Here is a 26400-nt window from a genome sequence, read left to right as displayed (position 1 = left end):
CCGAATGGCCAAGAAGACCTCGGGCGGCAAGCAGGGCGACGAGCAGTCGCGCAAGCTGATCGCCCAGAACAAGAAGGCGCGCCACGACTACCACATCGACGACACCTACGAGTGCGGCCTGGTCCTGGTCGGCACCGAGGTGAAGTCGCTGCGGCAGGGGCGTGCCTCGCTGGTCGACGGCTTCGCCGACGTCGACGGCGGCGAGGTCTGGCTCCACAACGTGCACATCCCCGAGTACGCCCAGGGCACGTGGACCAACCACTCCGCGCGCCGCAAGCGCAAGCTGCTGCTCCACCGCACCGAGATCGCCCGGATCGAGCGGAAGGTGTCGGAGAAGGGCTTCACGCTGGTGCCGCTCTCGCTCTACTTCAAGGACGGCCGGGCCAAGGTCGAGATCGCCGTCGCGCGCGGCAAGAAGGAGTTCGACAAGCGGCACACCCTCGCCGCACGCCAGGCCAACCGGGAGAAGGAGCAGGCGCTGGGCCGCAGGCTCAAGGGCATGGATGAGTGAGGAGATCCCGCAGGTCGAGCTCGTCGAGACCCTGGGCCTCCCCGGCCTCTTCGACCTCCACACCCACTTCCTGCCGCCGCGGGTGATGGCGAAGGTCCGGGCGCAGTTCGATGCCGCGGGCCCGTTGATCGGCCGCACCTGGCCGCTCCACTACCGCGACACCGACGACGCTCTGGTCGAGGTGCTGCGCGACCTCGGGGTCCGGCACTTCTCCGCCCTCGCCTACGCGCACCGGCCCGGCATGGCGGAGTTCCTCAACGACTGGACCGCCGAGTTCGCCGACCGGGTACCGGAGGCGCTGCGCTGCGCCACCTTCTACCCGGAGCCGGAGGCCGCGACGTACGTCGCCAAGCGGATCGCTGCGGGCACCGAGCTGTTCAAGGTGCACGTGCAGGTGGGGGCCTTCGACGTCCGCGAACCCCTCCTCGACGAGGTGTGGGGGCAGGTCGCCGACGCGGACGTCCCGGTGGTGATCCACGCGGGAAGCGGTCCGGTCGGCACCGAGTTCACCGGGCCGGATCCCGTGGCCGAGCTGTTGCAGCGCCACCCGCGGCTGCCGTTGGTGATCGCCCATGCCGGTGCCCCTGAGTACGAGGAATTCCTGTCGCTCGCGGAACGCCACGAGCACGTCGGACTCGACACCACCATGGCGTTCACCGACTTCTTCGACGAGATGGGTGCGGCGTACCCGCCCGCGCTGCTCCCGCGTCTCCGCGACCTGGGCCTCGCGGGCCGGGTGTGGCTGGGCTCGGACTTCCCGAACATCCCGTACCCCTACACCCACCAGCTGGACGCGCTCGAGCGGCTCGACCTCGGCGAGGACTGGCTGCGGGCGGTGCTGTGGGAGAACGGCGTTGCGAGGCTCGGCTGGTCTACGTCCGGCGGCTGAACCGGATCGACCCGTCGGGTAGTCGGCGGTGGAGGTGGCCGGGGTCGTGGATGCGGCGGTGGTGGAAGCCGCAGAGGGGGATCATCTGGTCGAGGTCGGTGGTGCCGCCGTGGCTCCAGGGTTGTCGGTGGTGGAGCTCGGTCCAGGCGTAGGGGACGTCGCAGCCGTCGGCGGCGCAGCTGGTGTGGTGGAGGGCGCCGGCGGTGGCCTGGGTGTCGGTGAAGAAGCGGTTGCGGCGGCCGAGGTCGAGCAGCTGGGAGGCGCCGTCGAGGACGGCGGGCAGGATGCCGGCCTGGCAGGCCAGGCGGCGGGCCTCGGCGGCGGAGACGAGGTCGCCGGTGTCGAGGCCGGCGGCCTTGAGCCGGCCGGTGAGGGTGTCGGCGTCGAGGGTGACGATGACGGTGGCGGCGACCTTGCGGTGGAGGTGGTCGGTGGGCAGCCGCTCCAGCAGGCTGGTGAAGGCTTCGCCGTGGCGGCGTGCCCAGTCGAACCCCTCGGCGGCCGGGGAGGGCGAGCGCCCGGCCTGGGCGGTAGTGGCGCCGAGCCGGCCGCGGCGGGGTGAGGCGAGCTGGTCGACGGCCTTCTTGAGGATGGTGGCGGCCAGGGTGGGCACGGTGAAGTGGCCGGTGCTGGTGCCGTCGCCGTTGTCGTGGAGGGTGAACCGGGTGCGAGCCCAGGCCGCGGACTCCTCCTCGACCAGCTGGGCGTTCTCATGGGCGTCGACGGTGGCGGGGTCGGGTTCGACGGCGGCCAGGGCGCGGCGGGCGGCCCGGCGCAGCTGCTGGGGGTCCAGCCGCGCCGCCTTGGCCACCAGGTCTCGCTCGACCGTCTCCCGCTGGGCGGGCGTGAGGGTGCGGGGCAGGTGGCCGACGGCGTGGGCGATCACCCCTGCATGCTCGGCCGAGACCGCCCCAGCGCCGAAGGCGGTGGCGGTGGCGGGGAGCTTGTGGTGGAGGTCGTGGGCGAGGCCCGCCTCCCGGGCTGCCTGGGCGCCGCTGGTGCGGGTCTGCTGGGCCACCCATGCCCCCGTCGAGCGAGCGCCGGACTGCTGGGGTACGCGCGCCTTCGTCGCCGCCGCGACCAGCTTCAGCTCCAGCGCGTGGAGCCGCGACCGGGCCCGCGCCAGCTCACGGATGACTCCGGCGTACTCGCCGTCCGCGATGCCCTCGACGACGGCAGTGTCCAAGGCCTCGTGGACCGCCGCCACGACCGCGGCGGGGTGGCCGCTGGCGAGGGCGTCGAGCTCGAGGACCGATGACATGCCACCCACGCTATTCGAACAGGTGATCGAGAGCCATGCCCTCCGCTGTGGGTGTGCACAACGGGGACCGAACCCCGCCTGTGGACACCTGTGGGCTCGCCGCCGCGGCGCTTCAGTCCCCGTAGCTCCCCACCAGGCGGGGGCTCGCCGACCGCACGAGGAGCGACACGGCCCGACCGTCGACGGTCAGCGAACCCGGGATGGTCTGCCAGCTGTCGCCGTTGACGCGGTAGCGACCCTGGTAGGTCGTGTCGACGCTCGGGCTGACGCGGCCGGTGTCGGCGTAGCCGTGGGTGACGTCAAGCGCCGGGTAGGCGGCGCCCGGGCTCGTGGTCGTGCGGGAGTCGCCGTCGCCGAAGTGCCAGGTGTAGGAGGTCGGGCGCGCCTCGATGGTCACCTGCTGGCCCAGCAGCGTGACGGTCTGCGTGGTCGGTTCGGTGTTGTCGGTGAAGAAGTTGGTGTCGAAGTTGACCAACGTCTGGCCGTCGGGCGGCTGCACCGCCAGCTCGGCGCCGGGCCAGGCCAGCTGCTCGAACTCGCGCTTCACCATGCCCGGCGTGATCACCGCCAGCCCCCGCTCGTCGGCCGGCGTCAGGCAGACGATCCCCATGCGGGTGGTTGCGCCGGTCGACTCCGTCGTGCGGACGAGGACGTACCAGGTGCCCGGCCTCCCGGACTCGTCGACACAGATCCGCTCGTCTCGACCACAGCCCGCCTGCCCCGGCTTGCACCGCGACTCGAGCGAGTACGTGTAGCGACTCGTGGACGCCTGGGCGTAGAGGTCTTCAACGGAGTCGCGCTCTCGGACGCACTCCGCAACGCTGGAGTAGAGCGTCGACGTTGCCCCGCAGCTGCTCGATGCATGCGCGGGTGGCAGGGCGAAGGCACTGCATATGGCTACGGCGGCAGCGAAGAGAAGGCGCATCACGCCACTTCCAGCAGGTCGACCAACTGCCACCCCTGGTCGTCAGCCCTAACGACGAAGTCGTAGGTGATAGGTCCTCCAGGGAGCCGCTTCTCATCGGCGCCAGCCTCTTCCACGATTACTACTGTCGTCGCCGACCCCTCCATCCGGTACCAGCCCTTGGTAGGCAGACTCTCGATCTTGTCGACTGCCCAACCTTTCGTTTCGACCCGGCCGCCGTTCTCGAAGATCGTCTCCACGCGCTCCGCAACTGCTCGGCACGGCCGGCATTCGCGACTGACTGATAGATATGCCGTGGTGTCGCCGGTCGTCTGCATCTCGCGGTCGAGACGCACCCATTCCCGGATGAACTCCTCCGGCGTCTGCGCCTGAGGGCTCGCGGACTGGGTGGGCGACGGGGTCGATGCCGGCTCCTCGAACCGCGGCTCCGGCTCGTCGCTGCAGCCACCGGCGAGCAGCACCACCGCTGCGACCGTTGCGAAGAGACGTCGTACGGACATCGCGTGCCTTCCCGAGAGGACTCCGCCGAATCTAACGAGGCGAGCGCCGGTGCGACACCCCCGCCGTGACCCCTGTGGACGGCGGGGTGGGTGGGAATGAACATGCAGCTGTCACCGTTCCCCCGTAGACTGCAACGGTTGATAACTCCACAGGGGCTGATCGGTTTCGACTTGGGACGTTAGTTCCAGGGGAAGCGGGTCGAGAAGCCAGCGTCATCTCGTAAACGATCGCTGGAAACCATAGTTGCCAACTCTGAGCGCAACGACTTCGCTCTCGCCGCCTGAGCGGTGATCGAAGGGTCTGACCGGGCATCCGTCCTCGTCCCGGACCCAGGCCTCATCTAGAGGACTTGCTGCTCATCTCCTGTCAGGAGGGATGAGCGGGACTCTTTCCTGACTGGGCCTGTCGGCGACGTGTCAGTGCGAGCGCCGGGGCCGAGAAATGCGACATCACTGACTGCACCCGGAGAAGACCTGGATCGACGCTCGAGGACCGGGGTTCGATTCCCCGCAGCTCCACTCACTCACTCACGGCTCCGCCCATCCGGGCGGAGCCGTCGTGCGTCGGGCGGGGGTCGCCCCCACCCCTCTCCGGAGATGCCGCCCATGATCCCGGCGCTCCGCGGACTCCCTCTCGAGCCCGTCCGGTCGTAGCATTTCTCCTGTCGGTTCTCGCGCAGGAGGCGGCCGTGGCTCACCGACCTGGGACGTCACTTGCAGCGGCGGCACGCGGACGTGTTGCCGCCGCACTCGGGGCCGCACTGCTGCTCGGCGCGTGCACCGGATCCGGGTCGTCGCCCGGGGGTGACCAGACTCCTGGTTCCGGTCATGAGAGTGCCAGCGCCGAGGACCTGTTGCGCGTGACGCAGCCGGTCGCCGGTACCGAGGCGGCGATGACGTTGCTGTCGAGGTCGGACGTGCGACCCACCTCGGTCCACCTGAGCGAGAACGGCGACATGCTCGTGTGGTGGCGGCTCGAGGGCCTTCGCGATCGCGATCTCTTTCGGTGTCGCTACCCCGTCGCCCTCACGTTTGCGCCCCGCGAGGCGTGGCAGAGCGGCCTCGAGACGAGCGAGGTGCGCGCGTGGTTGCTCGCGGACGGCGAACGCGCCGTCGAACCGACGCGCGCCGGCTTCTACCTGGACGGCTCGAACTGCACGGGCAGGCCGCGAACCGAGCAGGCACCCGCGTTGGTGATCCACCGTGGTCGCCTGCGCTCGACGCGTCTGGTGGCTGCGACGGCTGATCGACAGCGGGGGGCGCTCCACGTGTTCTGCCCTCCGGGCACTCCGGGTGCCTGCCAGGTGGATCCGCGGACCGGGAACCTCCAGCGACTGCAGACCAGGGCGTCGTGGGACGGCGCCTGGGACCCGGGCAGGTCGATCCTCTGGAGGGAGTCGGCGCACATCACCGGCACCTGGTCCGTCGACGGGGGGCGCTCCTGGAACCAGTTCATGGACCCGTGGGATGCGACAGCCCTCCGACGCGGGGATGAGCTGTACGCGGCGTCCGACAGTGTGATGGGGAGGCCCCTGGAGCGGATCGGGGTGCTCACGGGTGGCGAGCAGCGCAAGGGCGTCACCGAGTGGTTCCCCGAGAACCTCACCGTCGTGGAGAGGCTGCCCACGGGTGAGGAACGGAATCGGTCGTGGACCACGACGTCCGACGACACGTTGGTCGGCCTCGGCGGCGGTGGCGCTCTCTACGTCAGTGACGGCCCGGACTGGAGCACGGTGCGCCGTACGGAGGAGGACTGCCGGTTGGGGGACCTGGTCGGCCGCTTCCTCACCTGCTGGCCCCCACGACCCGAGGGCCACACCGGGGACCTCGGTGAGCTGCGGATCTCGGACGACCTCGGACGCACCTGGGTCAGGATCCAGCCGGACCGCATCCTTCCCGACGCGAACGACCGTCCGTGAGCCGCCGCTGAGGGCCGCACCCGCCCCGAGCGGCCATCGCGCTTGCGCGCCCGTGACAGGCTGACCCGGTGAGGGAGCACCGCGTCAACCCCGTCGACGCCATCTGGCTGAACATGGACCGCCCGCAGAACCTGATGGTCATCGAGTGCGTCCTGTTCCTCGAGGGACCGGTCGACCGGGAGCGGCTGCACCGGGTGATCCAACGCCGGCTGGTCGACGCGTACCCGGTCTTCTCCCGGCGCCCCACGACCCCGCGCCACCGCTGGTCGCGGGCCCGCTGGCAGGACGTCCCCGACCTCGACGTCGCCGCCCATATCCGCGAGGCACGCCTCCCCGCTCCGGGCGACTCCGCAGCCCTGCAGGAGTACGTCGCCGGGTTCTTCGGCACACCCCTGCCACGCGACCGCCCCCTCTGGGAGATCCACCTCGTCGAGGGTCTCGCCGAGGGGACCGCCATCTACGTCCGTCTGCACCACGCCCTCGCCGACGGGATCGCGCTGACCCAGGTCCTGCTCTCGCTGACCGACGCCGCCGCCGACGCCGACGTCGATGCCGCGGACGAGGGCGGCGCCCGGCACCACGGGGTCGGCGAGCTCATCCAGGTCGCCCGGCGGGTCGTCCCCGAGGTGCCCGGACTCGTGCGGCCGTCCCGTGTCCGCGCGGGGGTCGTGGCCGCGATCCGTACCGCCCTGAGCGGCCTGGGCGTCGTCCGCAAGCTGCTGCTGACCCGCAACCCCGAGTCGTCGCTGGCCGGCGCGGCCGGCGAGCGCAAGCGGGCGGTCTGGTCTGACCCGGTCGACCTGCAGCTGGTCAAGGACATCGCGCGGGCCTCCGACGCCACCGTCAACGACGTGCTGGTCTCGGCGCTGGCAGGTTCGCTGGAGCGCTACCAGCTCTCCCACGAGGGCCGCACCCGCGACATCCCGACCATGATCCCGGTGAACCTGCGGCCGGCCCACGTGCCGCTCCCGCGGGAGCTGGGCAACCGGTTCACCCTCGTGCTGCTGCTCCTCCCGTCGGGCCTCACCGACGCGACCGAGCGGCTGGCGGAGACCAAGCGCCGCATGGACGAGATCAAGCGCTCGCCGGAACCGGTGATCACCTTCGCGCTGATCCTCGGGATCGGTCGGCTGGGCCGGCGGCTGAGCCGGCTGCTGGTCACCTTCTTCGCGGGGAAGGCCAGCGGCGTCACGACCAACGTCCCGGGCCCTCGCGAGCACCGCTACCTCGCGGGGACCCGGATCACCAGCCTGTTGGGCTGGGTGCCGGGGTCTGCCGACCAGGCGCTGGGGACGTGCATCTTCACGTACGCCGGCACCGTGCGCGTCGGGTTCAAGACCGACTCCCGGGTCATCCCCGACCCCGAGCGCGTCCTCGACGCCTTCCACGCCGAGATCGAGGAGCTGAGCCGGGACCTGGTCGCCTCGGCGAGGTAGGTCAGAACGGCACGGCCACGTCGAGCAGCCCGTCGCGGCGTTCCCGGCGGGAGGTGATCCGGCAGAACTCCACGGCGTCGAGCCGGAGCTCCTCGGCGGTGGGGTCACCGAAGCGGCCGCCCGCGACGCCGGTCAGCACCAGGTCCACCGGTTGCCCGTGGCGTTCGAGCCACTCGTGCGCCACGCCGGCCACCACCCAGCCGTCGTGCTCGGCGGTGGTCTCCGTCTCGGTCCCGACTGCCCGGGCGAGGTCGATCCGGTGGAGCCACGCGTCGCGGGTGAGGACGATGTCGACGAGGTAGCCCAGCGTCCACCGCTCAGTCAGCCCGGGGACCTCGACGGGGAACGTCGCCCAGCGGCGCAGCGGCGCAGGGGTACGCCGGCGGCCGCGTGCCGCGGGACCCACCAGCGACCGCAGCTCGGCGACCAGCTCGGCGACCGACAGGTCGGCGGTGCGGTCGACCTGGACCGCGGTCATCACGTCGGTCTCGGTGCCACCGTCTCGACGTACGCGCTGCTTGATCTCCCGCTGCTGGCTGGTCATCTCGCGCATCGACGCCGCTGCCCGCATCGCCCCGAGCACGTGCCCGGCCAGGGTGCGCACGTCCCACCCGGTGCAGTCGGTGGGACGCGCCCACTGCTCGGCATCGAGAGCGGCGCACGCCTTCGCGAACCGGCGGTAGGCCTCCTGCGCCTCGTGCATCGCCCGCGGGCGGTCGTGACCTGGCGGGACGTGTCGGGTGGCGATCGGCCGCTGTACCTGGTCGGTCATGAGCTGCTCATCTCCTCGGTCGGGTCGGGTGGGAGACCGACGTGGTCGGCGTACATCTCGACGGCGTCGTCAGCGAGTCGCAACCACCGGTCCCCACCGGGTTCGTTGGACAGCTGCTGGGCGGCCAGACCGCCGACGACGGCGGTCCAGAGGTCGAGATGGTGCTGCTCCTCCAGCCCGAGTGCCGCCAGCGCCCGACCGGCGACGGCGAGGTTGTCGACCGCGAGGGCGTAGGACTCGGGTGACGGCTCGAAGCCCGGGACGGGGCGCTGGAACATCAGCAGGTAGCGCACGGGGTCTGCCGCGCAGAACTCCAGGAAGGCGCGGGCGCCGACGCGGAGCCTGGCGCGGGGCCCGCCGGCGAGGTCCAGGTCGGGCAAGGCGTCGGCGAGCTCGCGCTGGGCGTCGGCGAACATCGCGTCGAAGATCGCGTCCTTGGAGGCGACGTAGGTGTAGAGGCTGGGCGCCCGCATGCCCACGCGTGCCGCCACCTCGCGGAGCGACACCGCGGCGAAGCCCTCGTCCCGGGCGATGGCCCACGCGGCGTCCAGGATCTGCCGCAGCATCTGGTCGCGTCGAGCGCTGGCCCGGGAGGTCGTATCTAACATCGTTAGGAGTTTCTAACGGCGTTAGGTAGGTGTCAACCCCCGGGCACGCCCAACACGACCCGGCGAAAACAGGCGCGCCGGCACCGTGACGGTCCTACCCTCGAACCACGGACCAGCCGGGTGCCCCCGCCCGGCCCGCAGCTGCTCGAGGAGGCAGTGGTGCGAGGTCAGGTCGACGCGCAGGCGAGGACGAGTCGCTGGGCCCTGCTGCTGCTCCTCACGATGACCGGCACGTCGGGCTGCTCCTGGTTCGACGTCGACCTCTCCCCGACCCCGGACGCGGCTCCGTCGACGAGCCCCACGGCGCAGACCGGTCCGCCGCCGGTGTCGGACATCGCTCGCGTGGAGGCGATCACGGCGCGCGTCTCCGACCGCCTGGGCGAAGCTCCAGGGGTCCCGTGGATCACGCCGGGCTGGGAAGCACCGCTCGCCCACTGGGAGGGGGCCCGGCAGCGCCTTCCCCGCGGGTCGTGGGAGGCGGGCGTCCTCGGGTCGCACCTGGTGGTGGCCGGTGGCTGCCTCGGGTCGGAGGACCGGTGCAGCGACCGGCTCCCCGGCGGCGTCCACCTGCTCGCCCCCGACGGTGAGCTGACCACCCTGGCCACTGAGCTCGGCCCCCACCGGGTCCACAGCGTCGTCGACAGCGCGGACGGCAGCGCCATCGTCTGGGCCACCCGCTGGCGCGGGGAGAGCTACCTCTTCGGCTACGAGGAGGGGGACGAGGCGCCCACCGAGATCACGGGGCTCGTCCCAGCCGGTTCCCACGTCGTCCCGGTGGGGATCCTCGGGGAGGACGACGCGCTCATCTCCTACGGCGAGGAGCGACCCGACCGCTACGTCCGCAGCTCACGGGGCCAGGCGTGGTGGAAGGCCCGCTTCCTCGACGTCGTCGCCCCAGGGGTCCTGCTCGGCGACCCGCTGGGCACCACGACTCCCCAGAGCTGTCACGGGCTGTACGTCGCCGACGACCCGTTCCCGCGGTGGACCCGCTGCTACACCGCCGACGGGCGGCCGGCGGATCTCGGCCCGCTGATGATGACGAGCAACCGCCGGTGGCTGGTCGCCCTGGACGGCAGCACCAGCGACGTCCTCGTCATCGACGCCCGCACCGGCAAGCCGGCCCGCCGCCTGCGCTTCCCCGACCGACCGCAGCAGGTCGTGCCCGAGGGTGACTCCCACGTCCTGGTGGTCCTGACGCGCGAGGGGCGGCGTGACGCGTGGGCGCAGCAGTGGATCGTCCGCTGCACCATCACGGGCCGCTGCGAACGGGCCACCTCGACCCGTCGACCACCCCTCTACGAGACCCTGGCCCTGCTCGCCCCCGGCCGGAGCGAGTGACCGGAGCACGCGCCCACCAGGTCGGGACACCAGCACCATGCGCCGGGACAGCACGGTCGGTGACCGTGGGTCCATGACTTCCACCCATAAGACCCTGATCGGGTCGGCGATCCTCGCCGGCCTCCTGCCCCTGGTCGGCAACGGCCTCTATGACGGCGGTGACAGCTCGGGCACCGCGGTCCTGCGTCAGGCCGAGGAGGGCCTGCCGACGATCGCGTACGCCGCCTACTCGCTGGAGCTGGCCGGGTTCGTCGCCCTCTGCGTGCTCCTCGGCTGTCTCGCCACCCTCATCGGCCGACGCTCGCCCGTCGCCGCCGTCACGACCGTCGTGGTCGGGACCACGGCCGTGGCGGTGAAGGTCGCCTCCGTGACGCCCGAGATGGCGCTCCGGGTCCACCACGACGGTCTCGACCCCGCCGTGGCCGAGCTGATGGCGGGCCTCAACGGTGCCGGTTTCGTGGTGTTCGGGTTCCTGCTGTCGGTCACCCTCACGGCTGCGGGGATCGGGCTGCTCCGCACCGACGAGCCGCGCTGGCTGGCCTGGTGGGCGGCGGTGGTCGGCGGCCTCGGCGCCGTCGCTGGCGTCGTCGGGATCCTCGAGCCCGCGCGTTACGTGCCCGTCCCGTTCCTCCTCCTGTTGCTCTGGATGATGGCCTACGGGCTCACGACCGCCGTGCGGCCCACGCGTCGAATGACGGTGGCGACCCCGGTTCCTGCCACACAATGACCCGGTGACCGACCCGTCGACCGATCCCCTGACCGAGGGGGCGCGTGGAGCCACGGTCGCCGCCTGGTGGCCGTGGCTCGCGCTGCCCGCGGCCGCCACCGGGCTGGTGTCCGCGGGCGTCGTCCTCGCCGCCGTCGAGACCCCCGAGGGGCTGAGGAGCAGCGAGGCCCTGGTCAACATCCCGCTCGCGATCGGCTTCAGCACCGTGGCCGCCGGCATCTGGTCGACCCGCCCCCACGCGACCGGCCTGACCCGGCTCGCCATCCTCTACACGGTCGTCGGCCTGGCGTCGGCGTGCGTGCTGCCGGCGTACGCCTGGGGCGGCAGCGTCCTGCCGGGTGCGGCCGCGTCGGCGTGGGTCTCGAGCTGGGTGTGGGCGCTCGGCGCCGCTCCGCTGCTGGCCCTGGGACTGCTGCTCTACCCCGACGGCGAGCTGCCGGGCCGGGCGTGGTGGCCGGTGGCGGCCCTGGGCATCGGTGGCAACACGGCACTGGTGGCCTCGGGGGCGCTCCGGCCGGGGCCGCTCGCCAACCACGACGGCTTCACCAACCCGATCGGGATCGGGTCCGTGGAGGGCTGGGAACGGGCGGGGGCGATCGGCTTCCTCGCGGTCATGGCCGCGGGCGTCGCCGGGCTCGTGGGCCTGCTGGTGAAGTTCCGGCGTGCTCCTGCCGGCGACGTGCGCCGCCGTCAGATCGGCGGCTTCCTCACCGCCGGGGTGCTCGTCGTGATCGCGGCCGCGCTGCCCCAGGGCGAGCGACCCGCGGGTGTGCTGCTGGCACTCGGCGCCGGGGCTGCCCTGCCCGCGACCGTGGGCGTGGCCGTCGTCCGCCACCGGCTGCTCGACCGACGCGAGTCCGTCGAGGCGCTCCACCGGCGGCTCGACGAGGTCTCGGAGTCGCGCCGCTCCATCGTGACCGAGCGCGAGGAGGAACGGACCCGGCTGCGCCGCGAGCTCCACGACGGGCTCGGACCCTCGCTCGCGGCGATCGGCCTGGGGCTGCGCCAGCTGGAGCGACAGACCGCGGGCGACCAGGTGGCCACCGTGCACGACCTCGCCGACGAGGTCGGCCGCGCCGTCGAGGAGGTACGCCGGCTCTGCGACGGCCTGCGCCCCCCGGCCATCAGCGAGCTCGGCCTGGCCGACGCGCTGCGCGCAGGGCTGGCTCCGCTGGAGCGGTTCGGGCCGACCGTCGAGCTGGTCGCGGGCGACCTCCCGCCGCTCGCGCCGGCAACCGAGGTGGCGGCGTACCGCATCGTCATGGAGGCGGTGACCAACGCGGTGCGCCACTCGGACGGGACCCGCGTGTGCGTGCGGCTCGTCCACGACGACGGACTGCACCTGGTCGTCGCCGACGACGGCATCGGGCTCGATCCCGCCGCGGTGCCCGGCGTCGGGCTGGCCGGGATGACGGCCCGTGCCGAGGAGCTCGGCGGCCGTCTGACGGTGGGGCCGGCGGAAGGCGCCGGCACCGAGGTGCGGGCGTGGTTGCCGGAGGCCGGCCGATGAGCGAGCGGGCCCGCGTCGTCGTGGTCGAGGACCACCCGCTCTACCGGCAGGCGGTGGTGGCGTTGGTCGGAGAGCTGGCGTGGCCAGTGGTGGGCGCCTTCGGCGACCTCGAGTCCGCCCTACCCACCGTTGCGGAGGCCGACCTGGTCGTGCTCGACCTCGGCCTGCCCGGGACCGACGGCGTCGAGGCCGTCCGGGCGGTGCGGGCCGCCAACCCGGCCGTGCGGGTGCTGGTGCTCACCATGACCGACGACCCCGCCGTGCTCGGCGCCGCGGTCCGCGCCGGTGCCACCGGCTACCTCGTCAAGGGGGCCGAGCCCGAGGACATCACCCGGGCCCTCACCGGCACGGTCCGGGGCCAGGCGGTCTTCGAGCAGGCGCTGGCGACCTCGGTGTTCGAGCGGGCTGGCCACGCCGTGCCGGACACCGCCGTCCGGGCCTTTCCCAGCCTCACCGAGCGGGAGCTCGACGTGCTGGAGCTGGTGGCAGCCGGCCGCTCCAACGCCGAGATCGCGCGGACCCTTGTGCTGTCGGAGAAGACGGCCCGCAACCACGTCTCCAACATCCTGACCAAGCTCGGACTCACCCGGAGCGAGGCCATCGCCCGGGCCCGCGACGCGGGGCTCGGGCGAGGCCACCTCGGCTGAGGGTCAGCGCCGCAGCAGCCAGGGCGGGGGCAGCCCGACCACTGGCCCGCGGCCGAGGCGGGCCTGCCGTGCTGCCGCTGTCAGGAACGGGCTCGGGTTCGCCGGGCAGACCGTGTCCTTGGGCGGGAGCGCCCCCCGCAGCAGGTAGGCGTTGACGTGGTCGGTCACGCACTGGCTGCGCCCGTACGCCGTGTGGCCCCAGCCGGCATAGCTGAGCAGTCGGCTGTTGCCGAGCAGCTGGTCGCTCGCGACCGCGCCGGTGTAGGCCGTGACGCCGTCGAAGAAGTTGCCGACGACGAGGACCGGCTTGTTGGTGGTCGCGGTCCAGGGTCCGGTGTAGCGGTCCTCGTTGACCGGCCAACGGGCACAGGGAGCGTTGTACCACCACCAGAACGGGCCGAAGCGGGACCCCGCCCGGGCGAAGCGCCCCACGGCCTTCCACCGCGAGAAGGCACGCGGGTACTGCGCGTCGGCGCAGTGGTTGCCGAAGTAGGAGTCGAAGAAGTTGAGGTAGTCCTGCCGCGCGACGCGGCGGCCCGACCACCGCTCCAGCAGCCCGTCCCGCGCGCGGGACGCCTTGGCTGCGGCGCCCTTCTTGCCGCGCAGGGCGTTGTCGGCCAGGAAGTCGAAGAAGTCCGCGACCCCACCGGGACCTCCCCAGAACTCCGGGACGTACATCGCGCTCGCCGCGTCGGCGATCAGGAAGTCGTAGGTGTAGCGGAAGCCGTCGGGGAACACGATGGGCATGCGACGCACGGCGCGGGCCAGCTTGTTCCAGCGCTCCTTCGACGTCATCGACCGCTTCCAGAAGGCACACTTCCGCCGCGCCTCGTCACACAGCCGCAGGAACTCGTCGAACTCCTCCTGCGTGGCCACGCGGTCGGACTCGACCTGGCGACCGGCCACCCACAGCCGCGGGTCGAGGACGCCGTCGATGACCAGCGCGCGGACGTGGTCGGGGAAGAGGTTGGCGTAGGTGTTGCCGAGGTGGCTGCCGTAGGAGAACCCGAGGTAGCTGAGCGCCCGGTCGCCCACCGCCTGACGCAGCAGGTCGAGGTCGCGCGCGACGTCGGCGGTGCTCATGTGCTCGTCGATGCGCTGCCCGGCGCGGCAGGGGCCCTTGAGGCGGGAGTAGGCGCGGAAGAACGGCCGGAACTGCTTCTTCTTGTAGGGGAAGATCGGCTGGCTGAACAGGAAGTCGAAGAGCTGTCCCTCGTTGTCGAAGCAGTAGAGCGGCTCGGACCGCCCGACGCCGCGCGGGTCGAAGCCGACGACGTCGAAGCGGCCGCCCAGCGACTCGCCGAGGAACTCTCCGAAGCCGGACAGCACCAGCCCGACCCCGTCCCCACCGGGGCCACCGGGGTTGACGAACAGCGAACCGATCGGACGGGAGTCGGTCGCGGGATAGCGCGCGAGCGCGATCTCGGTGGTCGCGCCCTTGGGTCGGTCGTAGTCGAGCGGGACCTCGACCGTGGCGCACTCGTAGGGCCGTAGCCCACGTCCGCAGCTCCGCCATCGCACAGGCGCGACGGTGGGTACGACCGGTCCCGACTCGCTCGCGCGTGCGGCCGCCGGTGGTGGTGCGGCGCCGGCGGCGGTGACGGCGTGCGAGACCGGCAGCAGCGCGACCAGGAGCGCCGCCGAGACCGGTCGGCGCCAGCGGGTGGACGTGAGGTGGGTGATCGACACGGTTCTGCCCTCCGAGCCCTCGCGGATCCCGTCAACGTAGGACGTCGGTGTCCGGACCAGTGGGATGGTCGTCGGGCTTCCCCCATGTGGGGGACGGCGCGCGGATTCGCGCCTACCTGTCGCAGACCCGCTGGTAGGGCCAGTCGCCGAAGATGCTGCGCCACTCGTCCCGGGAGAGCTCGCGCCCGGCCATGTCGCAGGCGAGCCGCAGGGCACGGTCGGTGTCGAGGTCCCAGGTGTAGGCGCGGCCACTGCCCCACTCCGCGATCCGCACCGACTCACCGTCCGGCAGGAACTCCGCGGAGATGAACGGTCGTCCCTCCACTTCGACGCGCGCCAGCAGCCGACCGGTGAGGGCGTCCCAGAGCGCCACGGTGCCGTCGAGCGAGGAGCTGAGGATCTGGCGGCCGTCGGGGGAGTAGGCGACGTGGTAGGCGCTGCTGGCGTGGCCGGCCGTGGGTGCCTGCACCTGCTCGCCGGTGCGCGCGTCGAAGACCACGAGCTCGCCCTTGCTGCCGGTGGCGCCGATCTTCTCCGACTCGTCGCCGCCGCCGATCGCGAAGTGGCGGCCGTCGGGGGAGTGGGCCAGCCACACCGCCGCGCCCAGTCCGGAGTCGCCGCGTCGGAGGACCTCGCCGGCCTCGAGGTCCACCACGGCCCAGCCGGTGGCGTCCTGCCGGAAGAGACCGTCCTCGGCCGGGCCCCCGGTGAGCACGACAGCGGTGCGGTTGTCGGGGCTCGCCGAGACGAAGGAGACCTCCTCGCCGACGTCCACCGGCGTGCCCACGGCCTCGAGCGATGCACCGTCGAGCATGAGGACCCGGCCCGACTGGTGGGAGACCATGAGCCTGGACCCGTCGGGGGAGTAGTCGATCTCGGTGATCATCTCGTCGGGCAGCCGGGTACGTCTCACCACCTCGCCGGAGACGAGCTGGCGGACCGTCACCACACCGGCGATCGCTGAGGCGAAGTGCTCGCCGTCCGGGTGCCAGGCGCCGTAGGTGTGCCGGTAGCCCTCTCCGAACGGGACCTGCTCCGTCGTCTCGCCGGTCTCGAGGTCGCGCAGCGTGAAGCCCCCTTCGTCGAGGAAGACCTCGTGGCCACCGCCGGGCGCCACCACGGCGAACCCCGCAGGGGGGCGCGGCGGCAGGTTCTCGCGTGCCAACAGCCCTCGGGCGCCGTCGAGGTCCCAGTGCCGGACGGCGTCCAGACCCTCGGCCGCATACAGTCTGCTCCCGTCGGCCGAGAAGTCGAACGCATCCGGGAGGCCGCGGCCCAGGGCGAACCGCTGCTGCACCCGGGGTTCGCGTCGGGCGACGTTCCAGATCGTCACCTCCCGCTCCCCGAAGCTCATCGCCGCGACCCGGCGGCCGTCCGGGGAGAACCGGACGGCGGCACCATCGGGCGACTGGCCGAGCCGGTGGAGCACCTCGCCGGTGTCCGGGTCGAGCAGGACGAGGGTCCAGAAGGACGACCCGGCCACCAGGTCGCCCGTGGGGCTCGGTGCGAGGTCGGCCACGTTGGGTTCAGCAAGCTGCTCGGACGTACCTGCACGGAGGTCGTGGCGTACCAGCGGGGGTCCGGTGAGCAGCACGTCGGCTTCGTTGTTGAGCACTGCCGACTGCGGCCAGGAGTCGTCCAGCCGGAAGGAACGAGGTGGTCCACCTGTCTCCAGGTCCCACAGCAGCGCCCGGGAACGGGTGGGGGAGGAGGCGCCCCTCGGGTCCATCTCGTGGCGCTGGACCACGGCCGTCAGGTACCGACCGTCGGTGCTGAAGGTGGCATCGGTGAGCACGTGTCCCGACTCGGGGAGGCCGGACAGTCCGGGTCGGACAGGCTCGAACGTCGCGGCGTCGAGCAGGGCCAACGGACGACCAGACAGGGGCGCGGCGGCCGCGGCGACGTACCGGCCATCCGGGGAGAAGACCAGCGGGGGCCGGTGGTCGAAGGCCTGGCTGCCGGGACCCTCCCCGAGCGTCCGGGACTTCAGCACCTGCCCCGACGCGAAATCCACGAGCCGGAGCGTCGAGTCCGCGTCGAGGGCAGCCAGGGTGGAACCGTCGGGGCTGGCCGCGACAGCTCGCATTCCACGGCTGCCGGGCACGCGTGTCGTCCGGAAGAGCCGCGGGAAGCGCTGGATGGCGGCGAGCACGTTGAAGCGGGTGTCGGTGGAGTCGTCCAGCGCCACGCCGGCGGCGGCCAGCAGCATCGTCTGGTCGAGGTCCTCGCTGACCAGCGACAGCGCGCCCGCACGCCGCGCCATCGCTGCCGCCGCCGAGTCCTCGGCCGCGGCGGCGTTCTCCTCCGCCGCCCGCTGCTGCTGCCAGGCGAGGAGACCGGCGACGACCGCGAGCACCAGCAGGGCGGCAGCCACCGACAGGGCTCCGCGGAGGCGGCCGATCATCCGCTCCCGGAGACGGGCGTGCTCCTCGGCGCTCCGGCGCTCGGCCTCGGCGTTGCTCCGGGAGGCGTCGAGGAAGTCCTGCTCGACCTCCGTCAGCGGCGAGCGTCCCTGTTCGTGCCAGTCGAGGGCCCGGGCGAGCCGGATCCCCCGGTAGAGCTCGCTGTCGGGGCGGCCCAGGGACTCCCACGCGTCGGCGGCGCCGGCGAGGTGGTGGAGCATCCGCTGGCCGTCGACGTCGTCGTCGAGCCAGCCGCGGAGCCGCGGCCAGGCGCGTGCCAGTGCCTCGTGCGTGATCTCGAGGACGCCCTCGTCGCTGGTCACGAGGCGGGCGGCGACGAGTCGCTCGATGAGCGCCGACCGGGCGTCGTCGGGCGCGACGACCCGGCGCGGCACCCGGCTCCGGACTGCCTCCCCCTGACCACCGGGGGAGACGAGCCGGAGCACGAGGTCGCGCAGCAGCAGGCGGTGGTCGGGCTCGAGCTGGGCGTAGAGGTGCTCGGCCGACTGGGCGATCGCGCCCTGGATGCCGCCGGAGTCGCGATAGCCGGTGACGGTCAGCGTGTTGCCCTCCCGGCGGCGCCACGTCTCCTGCAGCGCGTGCGAGAGGAGGGGGAGCGCCCCCGGGTCGTCGCGGACCTCCCGGACCAGCAGGTCGCTCAGCCCCGGCTCCACGAGCAGGCCCGACTGCCGGGCGGGGCCCTCGACCGCCTCGCGCAGCCCCACCTCGTCCAGCGCGCCCACGAGGTAGAGGCCCTGCTCGACGAGCCTGCTCACCGTGGGGTACGCCGCCAGGTCGGCCAACCGGTCGGCGCGGAGGCCGAGCACCACGCTGCGCGTCGCGGTCTCGGCGACCAGGCGCTCCACGAAATGGGTGCGCTGCTCGGCGTCCTCGCAGAGGGTGAACAGCTCCTCCGCCTGGTCGACGACCAGGACCGCGTCGCGCTTCGCCTGGTCGAGGGCGGCCAGCGCGAGCATCGGACGGGCGGTCGGGGTGATCCGGACCGACGGGCGCCCGCGGCCCCGCAGGGCAGCGACGATCCCCGCGTTGAGCAAGGACGACTTGCCCGACCCCGACGGCCCGACGAGCGCGAGCAGCGGGCTGCGGGAAAGGACCGCCAGGCATGCCGTCACGTCGTGGCTCCGCCCGAAGAACCGGTCGGCGTCGCCGACGTCGTAGGCCATCAGGCCCTGGTAGGGACAGGTCGCACGCGCGTCGGTGAGAAGGGCGGCGCCGGCAGTGGGGAGCTCCTGACGGAGGATCGCCGTCTCCAGCTCGGATACCCCCGGCCCGGGGTCGATGCCCAGCTGCTGGGTGAGCACGCCCTTGAGCTGGTGGAGCGTCCTGAGCGCCTCGCCCTGCTGACCGGCCTGGTACTGCGCCCGGGCGAGCAGCAGCCAGCGCTGCTCGCGCAGCGGCGCCGCCCTGACCATGGACCGGGCGTCGGCCAGCACCTCGAGGTGGCGACCCGTCTGCAGGTGAGCCTCCACCCGCAGCTCCTCGGCCTCGAGGCGCAGCTCCTCCAGGCGTGCCCGCTCGGTCGTGACCGGGTCCCACCCGTCCAGGTCGGGGAAGGGGTCCCCACGCCAGAGGTCGAGCGCCGTCGTGGCCTGGTAGGCGGCGCGGTCGGGCTCGCCGAGGGTCAGCAGCTCACGGGCCCGGGCGACCTGCCCCTCGAACCGGCCGACGTCGAGCTCGTCGGCCGCCACCTCGAGCCGGTACCCCTGCGACGTCGTCGTGATCGCCTCGCGGCCCAGACGCTTTCGGAGCCGGACGATGCAGCCCTGCAGGTTCTTGGGCGCCGACGGCGGGGGCGTCTCGCCCCACAGGACGTCGATCAGCTGGCCGGCGGTCACCGACTGGCCGCGCTGGCTCGCCAGCGTCTCGAGCACCATGCGATCCCGCCGGTTGAGGGTTCCCGAGCCCTCCACCTCCAGGGGACCGAGGACCGCGATGTCCATCACCCCAATGTCGGCCCGGACGCAGGTGCCGTCAACAGCCCGGATACCGGGGAGATACCGCGGAGGTACCGCTCGGCAGGTCCCGGGATACCGGTCGGGTGCACACCTGGGGGAGCAGCGGGGCGACCGGCCCCGCACGACCCAGGAGAGAACGATGAACAGCAGCATGCAGCAGCAGCGAACGATCCCGTGGCGGCTCCCGGCCGCAGCCGCGGCGGCGTCGACCGTCGTGGCCGTGGCAGTGGTCACCGCGCCGTCCTCGGGCGCAGCCGGCAACCCGGGCGGCAGCACCGTGACGGTGTCGGCGTCCCCGGCGACGGCGCAGGCATGCCCCGCGCCGCTCGACCCGCACGTCGTCGGGGCACCGTGGGTCCCCGCCGTCGCCACCGGGTGCGGCACCCTCGACCGCTGGTGGCGCCACGTCGAGCCGCTGCCCGGTGGTCGCAGCCGGTGCCCCGCCGTGCCTGCACCCGGAGCGATCGGCGGGCCGTGGGTGCCCGCGCACCCGACGGGCTGCCCGACCCTCGACCGGTGGTGGCAGTACGTCGACGTGGACCGGGGCTGACGGGTGTTCCGGCTGCGCAAAGCGCGGCCGGTGCCACCCCGGCTGGTTAGCATCACGTCCTGGCGGCGGCGAGGCGCCGGCCGCCCACGAGAGAGGCGGGGGATGGACGACTTCTCCTCGGACGCGTTCCTGGACGACCCGTACCCGACCTATGCCCGGCTGCGGGAGGAGCAGCCGGTCTCGTGGTGGGAGATCCCTGATCACCCGTGCGGCGGCCTCTGGATGCTGGCCCGCCACGAGGACGTCCGGGCGATGCTCGTCGACCCGCGGACGACCAAGGTGGCTGCGCGCGTCGGGATCGAGACCCCGGGGCCCCCACCGATCCTGATGTTCCTCGACCCGCCCGACCACACGAGGCTGCGGAAGCCGACGGTGGCGGCGTTCACCCGCCACCGGATCGCCGCGTTGCGCGACGGCATCCGTCGCTCGGTCGACTCGGCGCTGGAGCCGCTGCGGGACGGGGAGACGGTCGACCTCGTGCGCACCCTCGCCCGACCGCTGCCGATGCACACGATCAGCGACCTGCTCGGCGTACCCGACGCCGACCGCGAAATCCTGCAGGAGGTGACCGAGCGCCTGCTCGACGCCACCGATGCAGCAACACCCACGCCGCCCGGGGCGGAGGAGGCCGCCGAGGAGGAGCTGGTGGCCTATTTCACGGCCCTCGCCGACCGGCTGGCTGCGGCACCGGGCGAGGACCTCTTGTCCGCGCTGCTGGTGGCGCCGGACGGCGCCTTGTCGACCGAGGACGTCGCGCTCATGGGTGTGCAGCTGCTCGTCAACGGCCACGCGACGACGGTGAACCTGATCGGGACCGCGTTGCTGCACCTGCTCACCCACCGCGACCAGTGGGACCGACTGGTTGCCGACCCCGACCTGGTGCCGGGCGCGGTCGAGGAGTGCCTGCGCTACGACTCACCCAACCAGCGCACCTCGGGGCGGTTCACCCTCGACCCCCTCACCTACGCGGGCGTGACGATCCCCGCGGGCCAGGGCATCGGCGGGTGGCTGGGGTCCGCCAACCGCGACCCGGCCCGGTTCGAGGAGCCTGACCGGCTCGACGTGGGCCGACGTCCCAACCCGCACCTCGCCTTCGGCCAGGGCCTGCACCGTTGTCCCGGCGCGGCCCTCACCCAGCTCGAGGTCGCCGTCGTGCTGGAGGCCCTCACGACCACGACCCCGGACCTGGGGCTGGTGGGCGAGCGGCCACGGTTCCTGCGCAACAGCTTCGACCGGGGCGTCACTGCCCTCGAGGTTCGCTGCTGACCCGCCGTCTCAGTCGAGGACCTGGTAGCGCAGCCTGACGGTGTAGCGCGCGACGTCGTAGCGGCTGCCCTCGCTGAGCCCGGTGTACCAGAGCAGGTAGGGGTTCTCCGACGCCGCGTCGACCACGAGCCTTCCGGCGGGGATGCGCGGGGTGGACCCGCCGCCGCGGCGCAGCACCCGCCGCTTGACGACGTCGTGGGACCGGTCGAGCAGCCCGAGCACCACGTAGTCGCGACCGGAGCGGCTGGCCGGGCCCCCGTGCAGCGTCACCTGGGCCCAGTCGTAGCGCTGCTTGAACGCCTGGGGGACGTAGGCGCCGGAGTGGGTCGCGACCGCGCTGCGGCGGGCGTTTCCACTGCATCTGGTCTGCGAGTAGAACCCGAGCACGCCGCGGGCCTTGCGGTCCAGGGTGGAGCAGCGCCCGACGTAGGGCTTGCCGGCGAGCGCCTCCTGGGCGCTGCCGCTGATCGTGGCCGTCTTCCACCGCAGCTCGTCGTGCGACACCCGGACCGATCCCTTCCACGGCGTACCGGCGTTGCCGGCGCGGTCGACGGTGCTGACCAGGACCCGGTAGCTGCCCTCGGGCACCGGCTTGCCGCCGCTCCGGCCGTTCCAGGTGAACTCCGGCGCCACCCAGGGCTGCCCGGAGTCACTGGCGTGGTGGACCCGGTTGCCAGCGCCGTCACGGACCTCCAGCGTGGCGGTGATGTACTCGTCGGTGGTGGTGCGGATCGTGAGCTCATCCAGGTGGCCGTCGGTGACGGGGTAGAACGTCGGCGCGCCGAGGTCCACCGTGACCGTGGGGGCGTCAGCGTCGACCTGGAACGACTCCACCTCCTCGAAGGACTCGAGGCGGCCGAAGGAGTCGGTCTCCGCGGTCAAGCGGACCCGGAGCCAGTACTGCCCGCTCCGCACGCCGGGCGGGAGGGTGAAGGGAATGCGGGCGTAGCCGGTCGCCGGGTCCCGCTCCAGCTGACCCTGCGGGATCGTGCCCGAGGTCAGCTGTGTGTCCTGGAGGTTCCCGCCGGTCATCACGCGCCACTCGACCCGCGGGCTGGCCAGCTCGGGGTGGTCGAGGGGGGCGGCGACGAGGGCCAGCGGGTCATCGGGGGTGATCGGCCAGCCGCCGTTGACGTCGCGGTCACCCAGCAGCAGCCGGGCGTGGACGACGAGCTCGGGGGACCGGGAGACCTCCGTGCAGTCGGCGACCTCGGAGGCCGCGACCGGGCACCGCGTGAGGAGCACCGGGCCCGTGCCTCCCCCGGTGAAGTCGGGCGTCACGACCGCGCCGCCGGCCGGGACGTCGACGGGGTGCTGGTTCTCCCACTGGTCCACCCACCACACGACGAGGTCGCCGGCTGCGGTCGGGTCCTCGACGGCGACCTCGTAGGTGAAGCGGTCGGGGTTGAAGGCGGTCCGCTCCGGCCAGGTCACGGTGACCGGGTCGGGGTCGGCCTGCGCGGGCGCAGCGGCGAGCAGCAGGGAGCCCACGAGGGCAGGGGCGAGCAGGGCAGCGAGACGCTTCACGGTTCTCCGGTGCGGGTGTCCGGCGCCGTGACGGGTCAGCCGGGAGGTGGGTGACGCCGTTCGAGGTCCTCCCGGCGTGAGCGAGCCGCATCCTGACACATCAAGGCCGGCGGCGCCCGCGGAGCCCGCAGCTCGTGCACAATCGCCGCATGTCTCTCGGGCGTCTCGTGGTCCTCACCCTCACCCTGCTGCTGGGACTCGGCTCTCCGGCTGGCGCCGCGGATCCGGTCCCGACGACCCTCACCCTCACTGGGGAGCGGTCGTTCGCCGACACGGCCACTCCCCTCGCGGTGACCCTCCGCACGGAGGACGACTCCCCGGTGGTGGCGGCCCAGGTTCTGCTCGAGCGACGGGTGGACGGGGAGTGGCGGTCTGTCGAGACGCTCGTGACCGACGACGAGGGTCGTGCCGAGACGAGCCGCACCCTGGCCCGGGACGCCGCCGACAACAGCTTCCGGGCGACGTACGCCGGGGACGCGACCCACGCCCCGGCCGAGTCGGGCCGCGTCGAGGTGCCGTTGCGTCGGCGGTCGTCGGCGGTCCGGGTGCGGGCGCCGAAGCGGGTGGTCGACGAGCAGAGCGTCGTGGTCCGGGTGGTCTGGCAAGCCGGCAACGGCCAGCCGGTGTCCGGACGGGTGAAGCTGTTCCGACGCAACGGCGGCGGTCCGTGGCGGCTCTACCGCCGACCGACCACTGGCGGCCAGGGTCAGGCCCGGATCAGCGTGCGGCCCCGCACCGACACCCGCTGGAAGGCGACCGCGCCCCGGCTCGACTGGGTCACGGGCGACAGGAGCAGCGTCCACCGGATCGACAACGTGCCGCCCGGCGTCCCGGTGCGGCTCCCCGGCAACGCGCCACGTCCCCGGGTGAAGCTGCCCGACCAGGCCCGGGCCGTGGGCGACGGGGCCAACCCCGTGGTGACGCGCATCCCCGACAAGGTCTGGAACCACATGACGGGCCGGTCGTGGCACCGCGGGTGTCCCGTTGGCCGACCGCAGCTGCGCCTGCTGCGGATCAACTACTGGGCCTTCGACGGCTACCGCCACCGCGGCGAGGTCGTCGCCCACGCCGACGCCATCGGCAACATGCGCGGCGCCCTGGTCGCGATGTACGAGCGCAGGCTGCCCATCCGCAGCATGTACCGCGTCGACCGGTTCGGGTATTCCAGGCGGCTCCGCGGCGCCGACGACTACCGGTCGATGGCGGCCGACAACACCTCGGCGTTCAACTGCCGCGACGTGGTCGGGCGGCCCGGCGTCCGCTCGCCCCACTCCTACGGCCGCTCCCTCGACGTCAACCCGTGGGAGAACCCCTACCGGGCCTCCCACGGCTGGACCCCCAACTCCTGGTGGGTCAGTCGCAGCCACCCGCGGGTGGCCTGGCGCTCCCGCAGCCACGAGGTCGTGCGGGTGATGGCTGCCCACGGATTGCGCTGGACCTACGGCACCACCGACGCCCACCACTTCGATGCGCGCGCCGGCCACGGTCGCGTGATCCGGGCCCGCGCGCCCGAGTGCGCGACCGAGGTCTGCCACTGATCGCGCGCGCCTAGGCTGGCTCGGTGGCCGACTGCGTCTTCTGCTCGATCGTGGCCGGCGTGACGCCGGCGGACCGGGTGCTCGAGGACGACGACTTCGTGGCGTTCCTCGACGCCCGTCCGGTGTTCAAGGGGCACGCGCTGCTGGTCCCACGCCGCCACGTCGACACGCTCCCGGACCTGCCGGCACCCCTGCGCGACCCGTTCCTCGCCCACGCCCAGCGGCTCGCGGAGGCGATGAAGCAGGCCCTCGGCGCGGAGGGGAGCTTCGTCGCGGTCAACAACACCGTGAGCCAGTCGGTGCCGCACCTGCACCTCCACGTCGTGCCCCGTACGAAGGGGGACGGGCTGCGCGGCTTCTTCTGGCCGCGGACGAGGTACGCCGATGACGAGGAGCGAGCCCGAATCGCTGACCGGCTCCGGACCGCCCTAGAGTGACGTCGGTTTTCCCACATCCAGAGCACCAGGAGTGAGCATGGGTCGGTTCGACGGACGCATCGCGGTGGTCACGGGCGCGGCCCGCGGCATCGGCTACGCGATCGCGCAGCGGTTCGCCCAGGAGGGCGCCCGGGTCGCGGTCATCGACCTCGACGAGTCGGCCGCCAGGAAGGCGGCCGCCGCCCTGCCCGGGGCCGACCGACCCAAGACGAGCCACCTCGGCCTGGCCTGCGACGTGGCGGACGCCGCGAGCGTCGAGGCGGCGGTCGAGCGCGTGGTCTCCGAGCTCGGTGGCATCCACATCCTCGTGAACAACGCGGGCGTCACCCGCGACAACCTGCTCTTCAAGATGAGCGAGGACGACTGGGACACCGTCATGGGAGTCCATCTGCGCGGTGCCTTCCTCATGACGCGGGCGGCCCAGAAGCACTTCGTCAACCAGAAGTACGGCAAGATCCTCAACCTCTCCAGCGTGTCTGCCCTGGGCAACCGGGGCCAGGCCAACTACTCCGCGGCGAAGATGGGGATCCAGGGCTTCACCCGGACGCTCGGCCTCGAGCTCAGCCCCTTCGGCATCAACACCAACGCCGTCGCCCCGGGCTTCATCGCCACCGAGATGACCGACGCCACGGCCAACCGCCTCGGCGTGCCGGTCGAGGACTTCCGCAAGATGAACGCCGAGGCCAACCCGGTCCGCCGGGTCGGAGCGCCGGAGGACATCGCCGCAGCAGCGGCGTTCCTGTGCAGCGACGAGGCGTCCTACATCACCGGGCAGACCCTCTACGTCGACGGCGGCGCCCGGCTCGACTGAGCCCGCGGCCCGGCGCAACACACCCCCGCCTGTCGCCCGCGGCCCCGGACACCCCCCACACTTGACGAGTTCCGCCCATCCCGATCGGAGTAGCACCGTGCGTCGATCCCCCCTGACGATGACTGCCGCCCTGCTGGCCGGCAGCCTGCTGCTGGCCGCCTGCGGCGGAGACGAGGCCGAGCCCGAGTCCGAGTCGACCCCGGGGCAGGAGGTCGCCGAGGGCTCGACCCTGGGGCAGACCTGGCCGCTGACGGGTCTCGACGTCGAGGGGGAGGACAGCTCGCTGCGCACCCACCCGGTCATGGTGGCCAAGATCGACAACTCCTCCTCCAGCGCTCCGCAGGTGGGGCTCGGCGCTGCCGACCTCGTGGTCGAGGAGCTGGTCGAGGGCGGCATGACACGGCTGGCGGTCTTCTACTACTCCGAGATCCCCGGCACCGTCGGACCGATCCGCTCCATGCGGTCCAGCGACATCGGCATCGTCAGCCCGGTTGATGCGGAGGTGGTCACCAGCGGCGCGGCGCCCATCACCGTCAACCGGCTGCGCAACGCCGGCGTGCGGTTCTACGGCGAGGGGTCCCCGGGCTTCACCCGGGCCGGCGACCGCAGCGCGCCCTACAACCTGATGGCCGACCTCGGGAAGCTGGTCGACAGCAGGAAGGAAACCCCGGAGGGCCGGCCCGACGACTACCTGCCGTGGGGCGAGGCCGAGGACCTGCCGAAGGGCAAGAAGGCGCGCACCATCGCGGCGGCCTTCGGGAGCCACACGACCACGTGGTCCTACCGCAACGGTGGCTACGTCAACCAGAACTCCTACGCCGCCGGCGGGGACGAGTTCCCGACCGACACCGTCCTGGTGCTGCGGGTGAGGGTCGGCGACGCCGGCTACCGCGACCCGGCCGGCAACCCAGTCCCGGAGACCAAGCTGGAGGGCAAGGGACAGGCGCTGCTCTTCCACGGCGGCAAGGTCGTCACCGGCACCTGGAGCAAGAAGGGCCTGGACGCGCCGCTGTCGCTGTCGACCAAGAAGGGGAAGCTCGAGGTCCCCGCCGGTCACACCTGGATCGAGCTCGTGCCCCAGCAGAGCGGCAACGTCACCTTCAAGTAGCCGGGGTGCAACTCGGCCCGACCGCGCTTGCGTGACATCAGACGAGCGGGGGC

General features: G+C 72.6%; 22 protein-coding genes and 1 other RNA gene. 15 read left to right on the top strand and 8 right to left on the bottom strand.

Annotated elements, in window-relative coordinates; all coding sequences use genetic code 11:
- The first annotated feature begins 4 nt into the window (after positions 1 to 4).
- A complete protein-coding gene (gene smpB / locus K6T13_RS13190) occupies positions 5 to 511 on the top strand; it encodes an SsrA-binding protein SmpB (protein WP_222895013.1) in 507 nt (168 codons plus the stop codon).
- Positions 504 to 1400 carry an amidohydrolase family protein gene (locus K6T13_RS13185; RefSeq protein WP_222895012.1) on the top strand — a complete coding sequence of 299 codons (897 nt, stop codon included), beginning with the start codon at positions 504 to 506 and terminating at the stop codon, positions 1398 to 1400. Before smpB ends, K6T13_RS13185 begins: the two co-directional genes overlap by 8 nt.
- On the opposite strand, the gene K6T13_RS13180 is transcribed toward K6T13_RS13185, so the two are convergent.
- The 3 genes from K6T13_RS13180 to K6T13_RS13170 form a co-directional block, all read right to left on the bottom strand.
- Positions 1384 to 2661, bottom strand: a complete 1278-nt coding sequence (locus K6T13_RS13180) for an HNH endonuclease signature motif containing protein (protein WP_222895011.1) — start codon at positions 2659 to 2661, stop codon at positions 1384 to 1386. The genes K6T13_RS13185 and K6T13_RS13180 overlap by 17 nt on opposite strands.
- Before the next feature lie 112 nt (positions 2662 to 2773).
- On the bottom strand, positions 2774 to 3271 hold the full coding sequence (locus tag K6T13_RS13175) for a PKD domain-containing protein (protein ID WP_222895010.1): 498 nt from the start codon (positions 3269 to 3271) through the stop codon (positions 2774 to 2776).
- A gap of 314 nt (positions 3272 to 3585) precedes the next feature.
- Positions 3586 to 4050, bottom strand: a complete 465-nt coding sequence (locus K6T13_RS13170; RefSeq protein WP_222895009.1) for a hypothetical protein — start codon at positions 4048 to 4050, stop codon at positions 3586 to 3588.
- Positions 4051 to 4238: 188 nt separating this feature from the next.
- Between K6T13_RS13170 and ssrA the strand changes: the two genes are divergently transcribed.
- The 3 genes from ssrA to K6T13_RS13155 all read left to right on the top strand — a co-directional run bounded on the left by ssrA (position 4239) and on the right by K6T13_RS13155 (position 7441).
- Positions 4239 to 4608: a transfer-messenger RNA gene (gene ssrA / locus K6T13_RS13165) on the top strand.
- A gap of 338 nt (positions 4609 to 4946) precedes the next feature.
- Positions 4947 to 6005, top strand: coding sequence for a hypothetical protein (locus K6T13_RS13160; protein ID WP_222895008.1), 1059 nt, complete (start codon positions 4947 to 4949; stop codon positions 6003 to 6005).
- Between the two features lie 68 nt (positions 6006 to 6073).
- Positions 6074 to 7441, top strand: coding sequence for a wax ester/triacylglycerol synthase family O-acyltransferase (locus tag K6T13_RS13155; protein WP_222895007.1), 1368 nt, complete (start codon positions 6074 to 6076; stop codon positions 7439 to 7441).
- 1 nt (position 7442) lies between these two features.
- Here the strand turns inward: K6T13_RS13155 and K6T13_RS13150 are convergent, their stop codons facing one another.
- A complete protein-coding gene (locus K6T13_RS13150; protein WP_222895006.1) occupies positions 7443 to 8213 on the bottom strand; it encodes a maleylpyruvate isomerase family mycothiol-dependent enzyme in 771 nt (256 codons plus the stop codon).
- Positions 8210 to 8779: a TetR/AcrR family transcriptional regulator gene (locus K6T13_RS13145; protein ID WP_222895005.1), complete on the bottom strand. Its 570-nt coding sequence runs from the start codon at positions 8777 to 8779 to the stop codon at positions 8210 to 8212. The genes K6T13_RS13150 and K6T13_RS13145 overlap by 4 nt, the downstream gene beginning before the upstream one ends.
- 201 nt (positions 8780 to 8980) lie before the next feature.
- On the opposite strand from K6T13_RS13145, the gene K6T13_RS13140 reads away from it, so the two are divergent.
- The 4 genes from K6T13_RS13140 (at position 8981) to K6T13_RS13125 (ending at position 13043) form a co-directional block, all read left to right on the top strand.
- A complete protein-coding gene (locus tag K6T13_RS13140) occupies positions 8981 to 10159 on the top strand; it encodes a hypothetical protein (RefSeq protein ID WP_222895004.1) in 1179 nt (392 codons plus the stop codon).
- A 73-nt stretch (positions 10160 to 10232) separates the two neighbouring features.
- On the top strand, positions 10233 to 10886 hold the full coding sequence (locus tag K6T13_RS13135; RefSeq protein ID WP_222895003.1) for a hypothetical protein: 654 nt from the start codon (positions 10233 to 10235) through the stop codon (positions 10884 to 10886).
- Between the two features lie 4 nt (positions 10887 to 10890).
- A complete protein-coding gene (locus tag K6T13_RS13130) occupies positions 10891 to 12396 on the top strand; it encodes a sensor histidine kinase (RefSeq protein ID WP_249423781.1) in 1506 nt (501 codons plus the stop codon).
- The gene (locus K6T13_RS13125; RefSeq protein WP_222895002.1) at positions 12393 to 13043 is read left to right on the top strand and encodes a response regulator; all 651 of its coding nucleotides are present in this window, start codon (positions 12393 to 12395) and stop codon (positions 13041 to 13043) included. Before K6T13_RS13130 ends, K6T13_RS13125 begins: the two co-directional genes overlap by 4 nt.
- Positions 13044 to 13046: 3 nt before the next feature.
- Here the strand turns inward: K6T13_RS13125 and K6T13_RS13120 are convergent, their stop codons facing one another.
- Together K6T13_RS13120 and K6T13_RS13115 are read right to left on the bottom strand one after the other, a co-directional pair.
- Positions 13047 to 14732 carry an alpha/beta hydrolase gene (locus K6T13_RS13120; protein WP_222895001.1) on the bottom strand — a complete coding sequence of 562 codons (1686 nt, stop codon included), beginning with the start codon at positions 14730 to 14732 and terminating at the stop codon, positions 13047 to 13049.
- 112 nt (positions 14733 to 14844) lie between these two features.
- Positions 14845 to 19095 carry an nSTAND1 domain-containing NTPase gene (locus K6T13_RS13115; protein WP_222895000.1) on the bottom strand — a complete coding sequence of 1417 codons (4251 nt, stop codon included), beginning with the start codon at positions 19093 to 19095 and terminating at the stop codon, positions 14845 to 14847.
- Positions 19096 to 19249: 154 nt separating this feature from the next.
- Here K6T13_RS13115 and K6T13_RS13110 point away from each other — a divergent pair, with 154 nt between their 5' ends.
- Positions 19250 to 19660, top strand: coding sequence for a hypothetical protein (locus tag K6T13_RS13110; protein WP_222894999.1), 411 nt, complete (start codon positions 19250 to 19252; stop codon positions 19658 to 19660).
- Positions 19661 to 19762: 102 nt separating this feature from the next.
- Positions 19763 to 20926 carry a cytochrome P450 gene (locus tag K6T13_RS13105; protein WP_222894998.1) on the top strand — a complete coding sequence of 388 codons (1164 nt, stop codon included), beginning with the start codon at positions 19763 to 19765 and terminating at the stop codon, positions 20924 to 20926.
- A gap of 9 nt (positions 20927 to 20935) precedes the next feature.
- Here K6T13_RS13105 and K6T13_RS13100 read toward each other — a convergent pair whose 3' ends face one another.
- Entirely contained in the window at positions 20936 to 22453 is a 1518-nt protein-coding gene (locus tag K6T13_RS13100) for a T9SS type B sorting domain-containing protein (RefSeq protein WP_222894997.1), read from the bottom strand.
- A gap of 149 nt (positions 22454 to 22602) precedes the next feature.
- Here K6T13_RS13100 and K6T13_RS13095 point away from each other — a divergent pair, with 149 nt between their 5' ends.
- From K6T13_RS13095 to K6T13_RS13080, 4 genes are all read left to right on the top strand, one after another.
- Complete coding sequence (locus tag K6T13_RS13095; protein WP_222894996.1) at positions 22603 to 23991, top strand: M15 family metallopeptidase; 1389 nt, start codon at positions 22603 to 22605, stop codon at positions 23989 to 23991.
- A gap of 23 nt (positions 23992 to 24014) precedes the next feature.
- Entirely contained in the window at positions 24015 to 24428 is a 414-nt protein-coding gene (locus K6T13_RS13090; RefSeq protein WP_222894995.1) for an HIT family protein, read from the top strand.
- 37 nt (positions 24429 to 24465) lie between these two features.
- Entirely contained in the window at positions 24466 to 25239 is a 774-nt protein-coding gene (gene fabG, locus K6T13_RS13085; RefSeq protein ID WP_222894994.1) for a 3-oxoacyl-ACP reductase FabG, read from the top strand.
- A gap of 97 nt (positions 25240 to 25336) precedes the next feature.
- On the top strand, positions 25337 to 26347 hold the full coding sequence (locus tag K6T13_RS13080) for a DUF3048 domain-containing protein (RefSeq protein WP_222894993.1): 1011 nt from the start codon (positions 25337 to 25339) through the stop codon (positions 26345 to 26347).
- Positions 26348 to 26400 lie beyond the last annotated feature (53 nt).

This window comes from Nocardioides coralli, assembly GCF_019880385.1.
Taxonomy (GTDB): domain Bacteria; phylum Actinomycetota; class Actinomycetes; order Propionibacteriales; family Nocardioidaceae; genus Nocardioides; species Nocardioides coralli.
The sequence above is the reverse complement of the archived record's forward strand: the minus strand, read 5'-3'. Positions and strand labels throughout refer to the sequence as shown.

Excerpts from the sequence above, each read along its gene's own strand:
- K6T13_RS13110 (WP_222894999.1), top strand. The coding sequence starts at position 19,250 with ATGAACAGCAGCATGCAGCAGCAGCGAACGATCCCGTGGCGGCTCCCG.
- K6T13_RS13095 (WP_222894996.1), top strand. The coding sequence starts at position 22,603 with ATGTCTCTCGGGCGTCTCGTGGTCCTCACCCTCACCCTGCTGCTGGGA.
- K6T13_RS13150 (WP_222895006.1), bottom strand. The coding sequence starts at position 8,213 with ATGACCGACCAGGTACAGCGGCCGATCGCCACCCGACACGTCCCGCCA.
- K6T13_RS13180 (WP_222895011.1), bottom strand. The coding sequence starts at position 2,661 with ATGTCATCGGTCCTCGAGCTCGACGCCCTCGCCAGCGGCCACCCCGCC.
- K6T13_RS13175 (WP_222895010.1), bottom strand. The coding sequence starts at position 3,271 with ATGGGGATCGTCTGCCTGACGCCGGCCGACGAGCGGGGGCTGGCGGTG.
- K6T13_RS13125 (WP_222895002.1), top strand. The coding sequence starts at position 12,393 with ATGAGCGAGCGGGCCCGCGTCGTCGTGGTCGAGGACCACCCGCTCTAC.
- K6T13_RS13105 (WP_222894998.1), top strand. The coding sequence starts at position 19,763 with ATGGACGACTTCTCCTCGGACGCGTTCCTGGACGACCCGTACCCGACC.
- K6T13_RS13145 (WP_222895005.1), bottom strand. The coding sequence starts at position 8,779 with ATGCTGCGGCAGATCCTGGACGCCGCGTGGGCCATCGCCCGGGACGAG.
- K6T13_RS13115 (WP_222895000.1), bottom strand. The coding sequence starts at position 19,095 with ATGGACATCGCGGTCCTCGGTCCCCTGGAGGTGGAGGGCTCGGGAACC.
- K6T13_RS13135 (WP_222895003.1), top strand. The coding sequence starts at position 10,233 with ATGACTTCCACCCATAAGACCCTGATCGGGTCGGCGATCCTCGCCGGC.
- K6T13_RS13185 (WP_222895012.1), top strand. The coding sequence starts at position 504 with ATGAGTGAGGAGATCCCGCAGGTCGAGCTCGTCGAGACCCTGGGCCTC.
- smpB (WP_222895013.1), top strand. The coding sequence starts at position 5 with ATGGCCAAGAAGACCTCGGGCGGCAAGCAGGGCGACGAGCAGTCGCGC.
- fabG (WP_222894994.1), top strand. The coding sequence starts at position 24,466 with ATGGGTCGGTTCGACGGACGCATCGCGGTGGTCACGGGCGCGGCCCGC.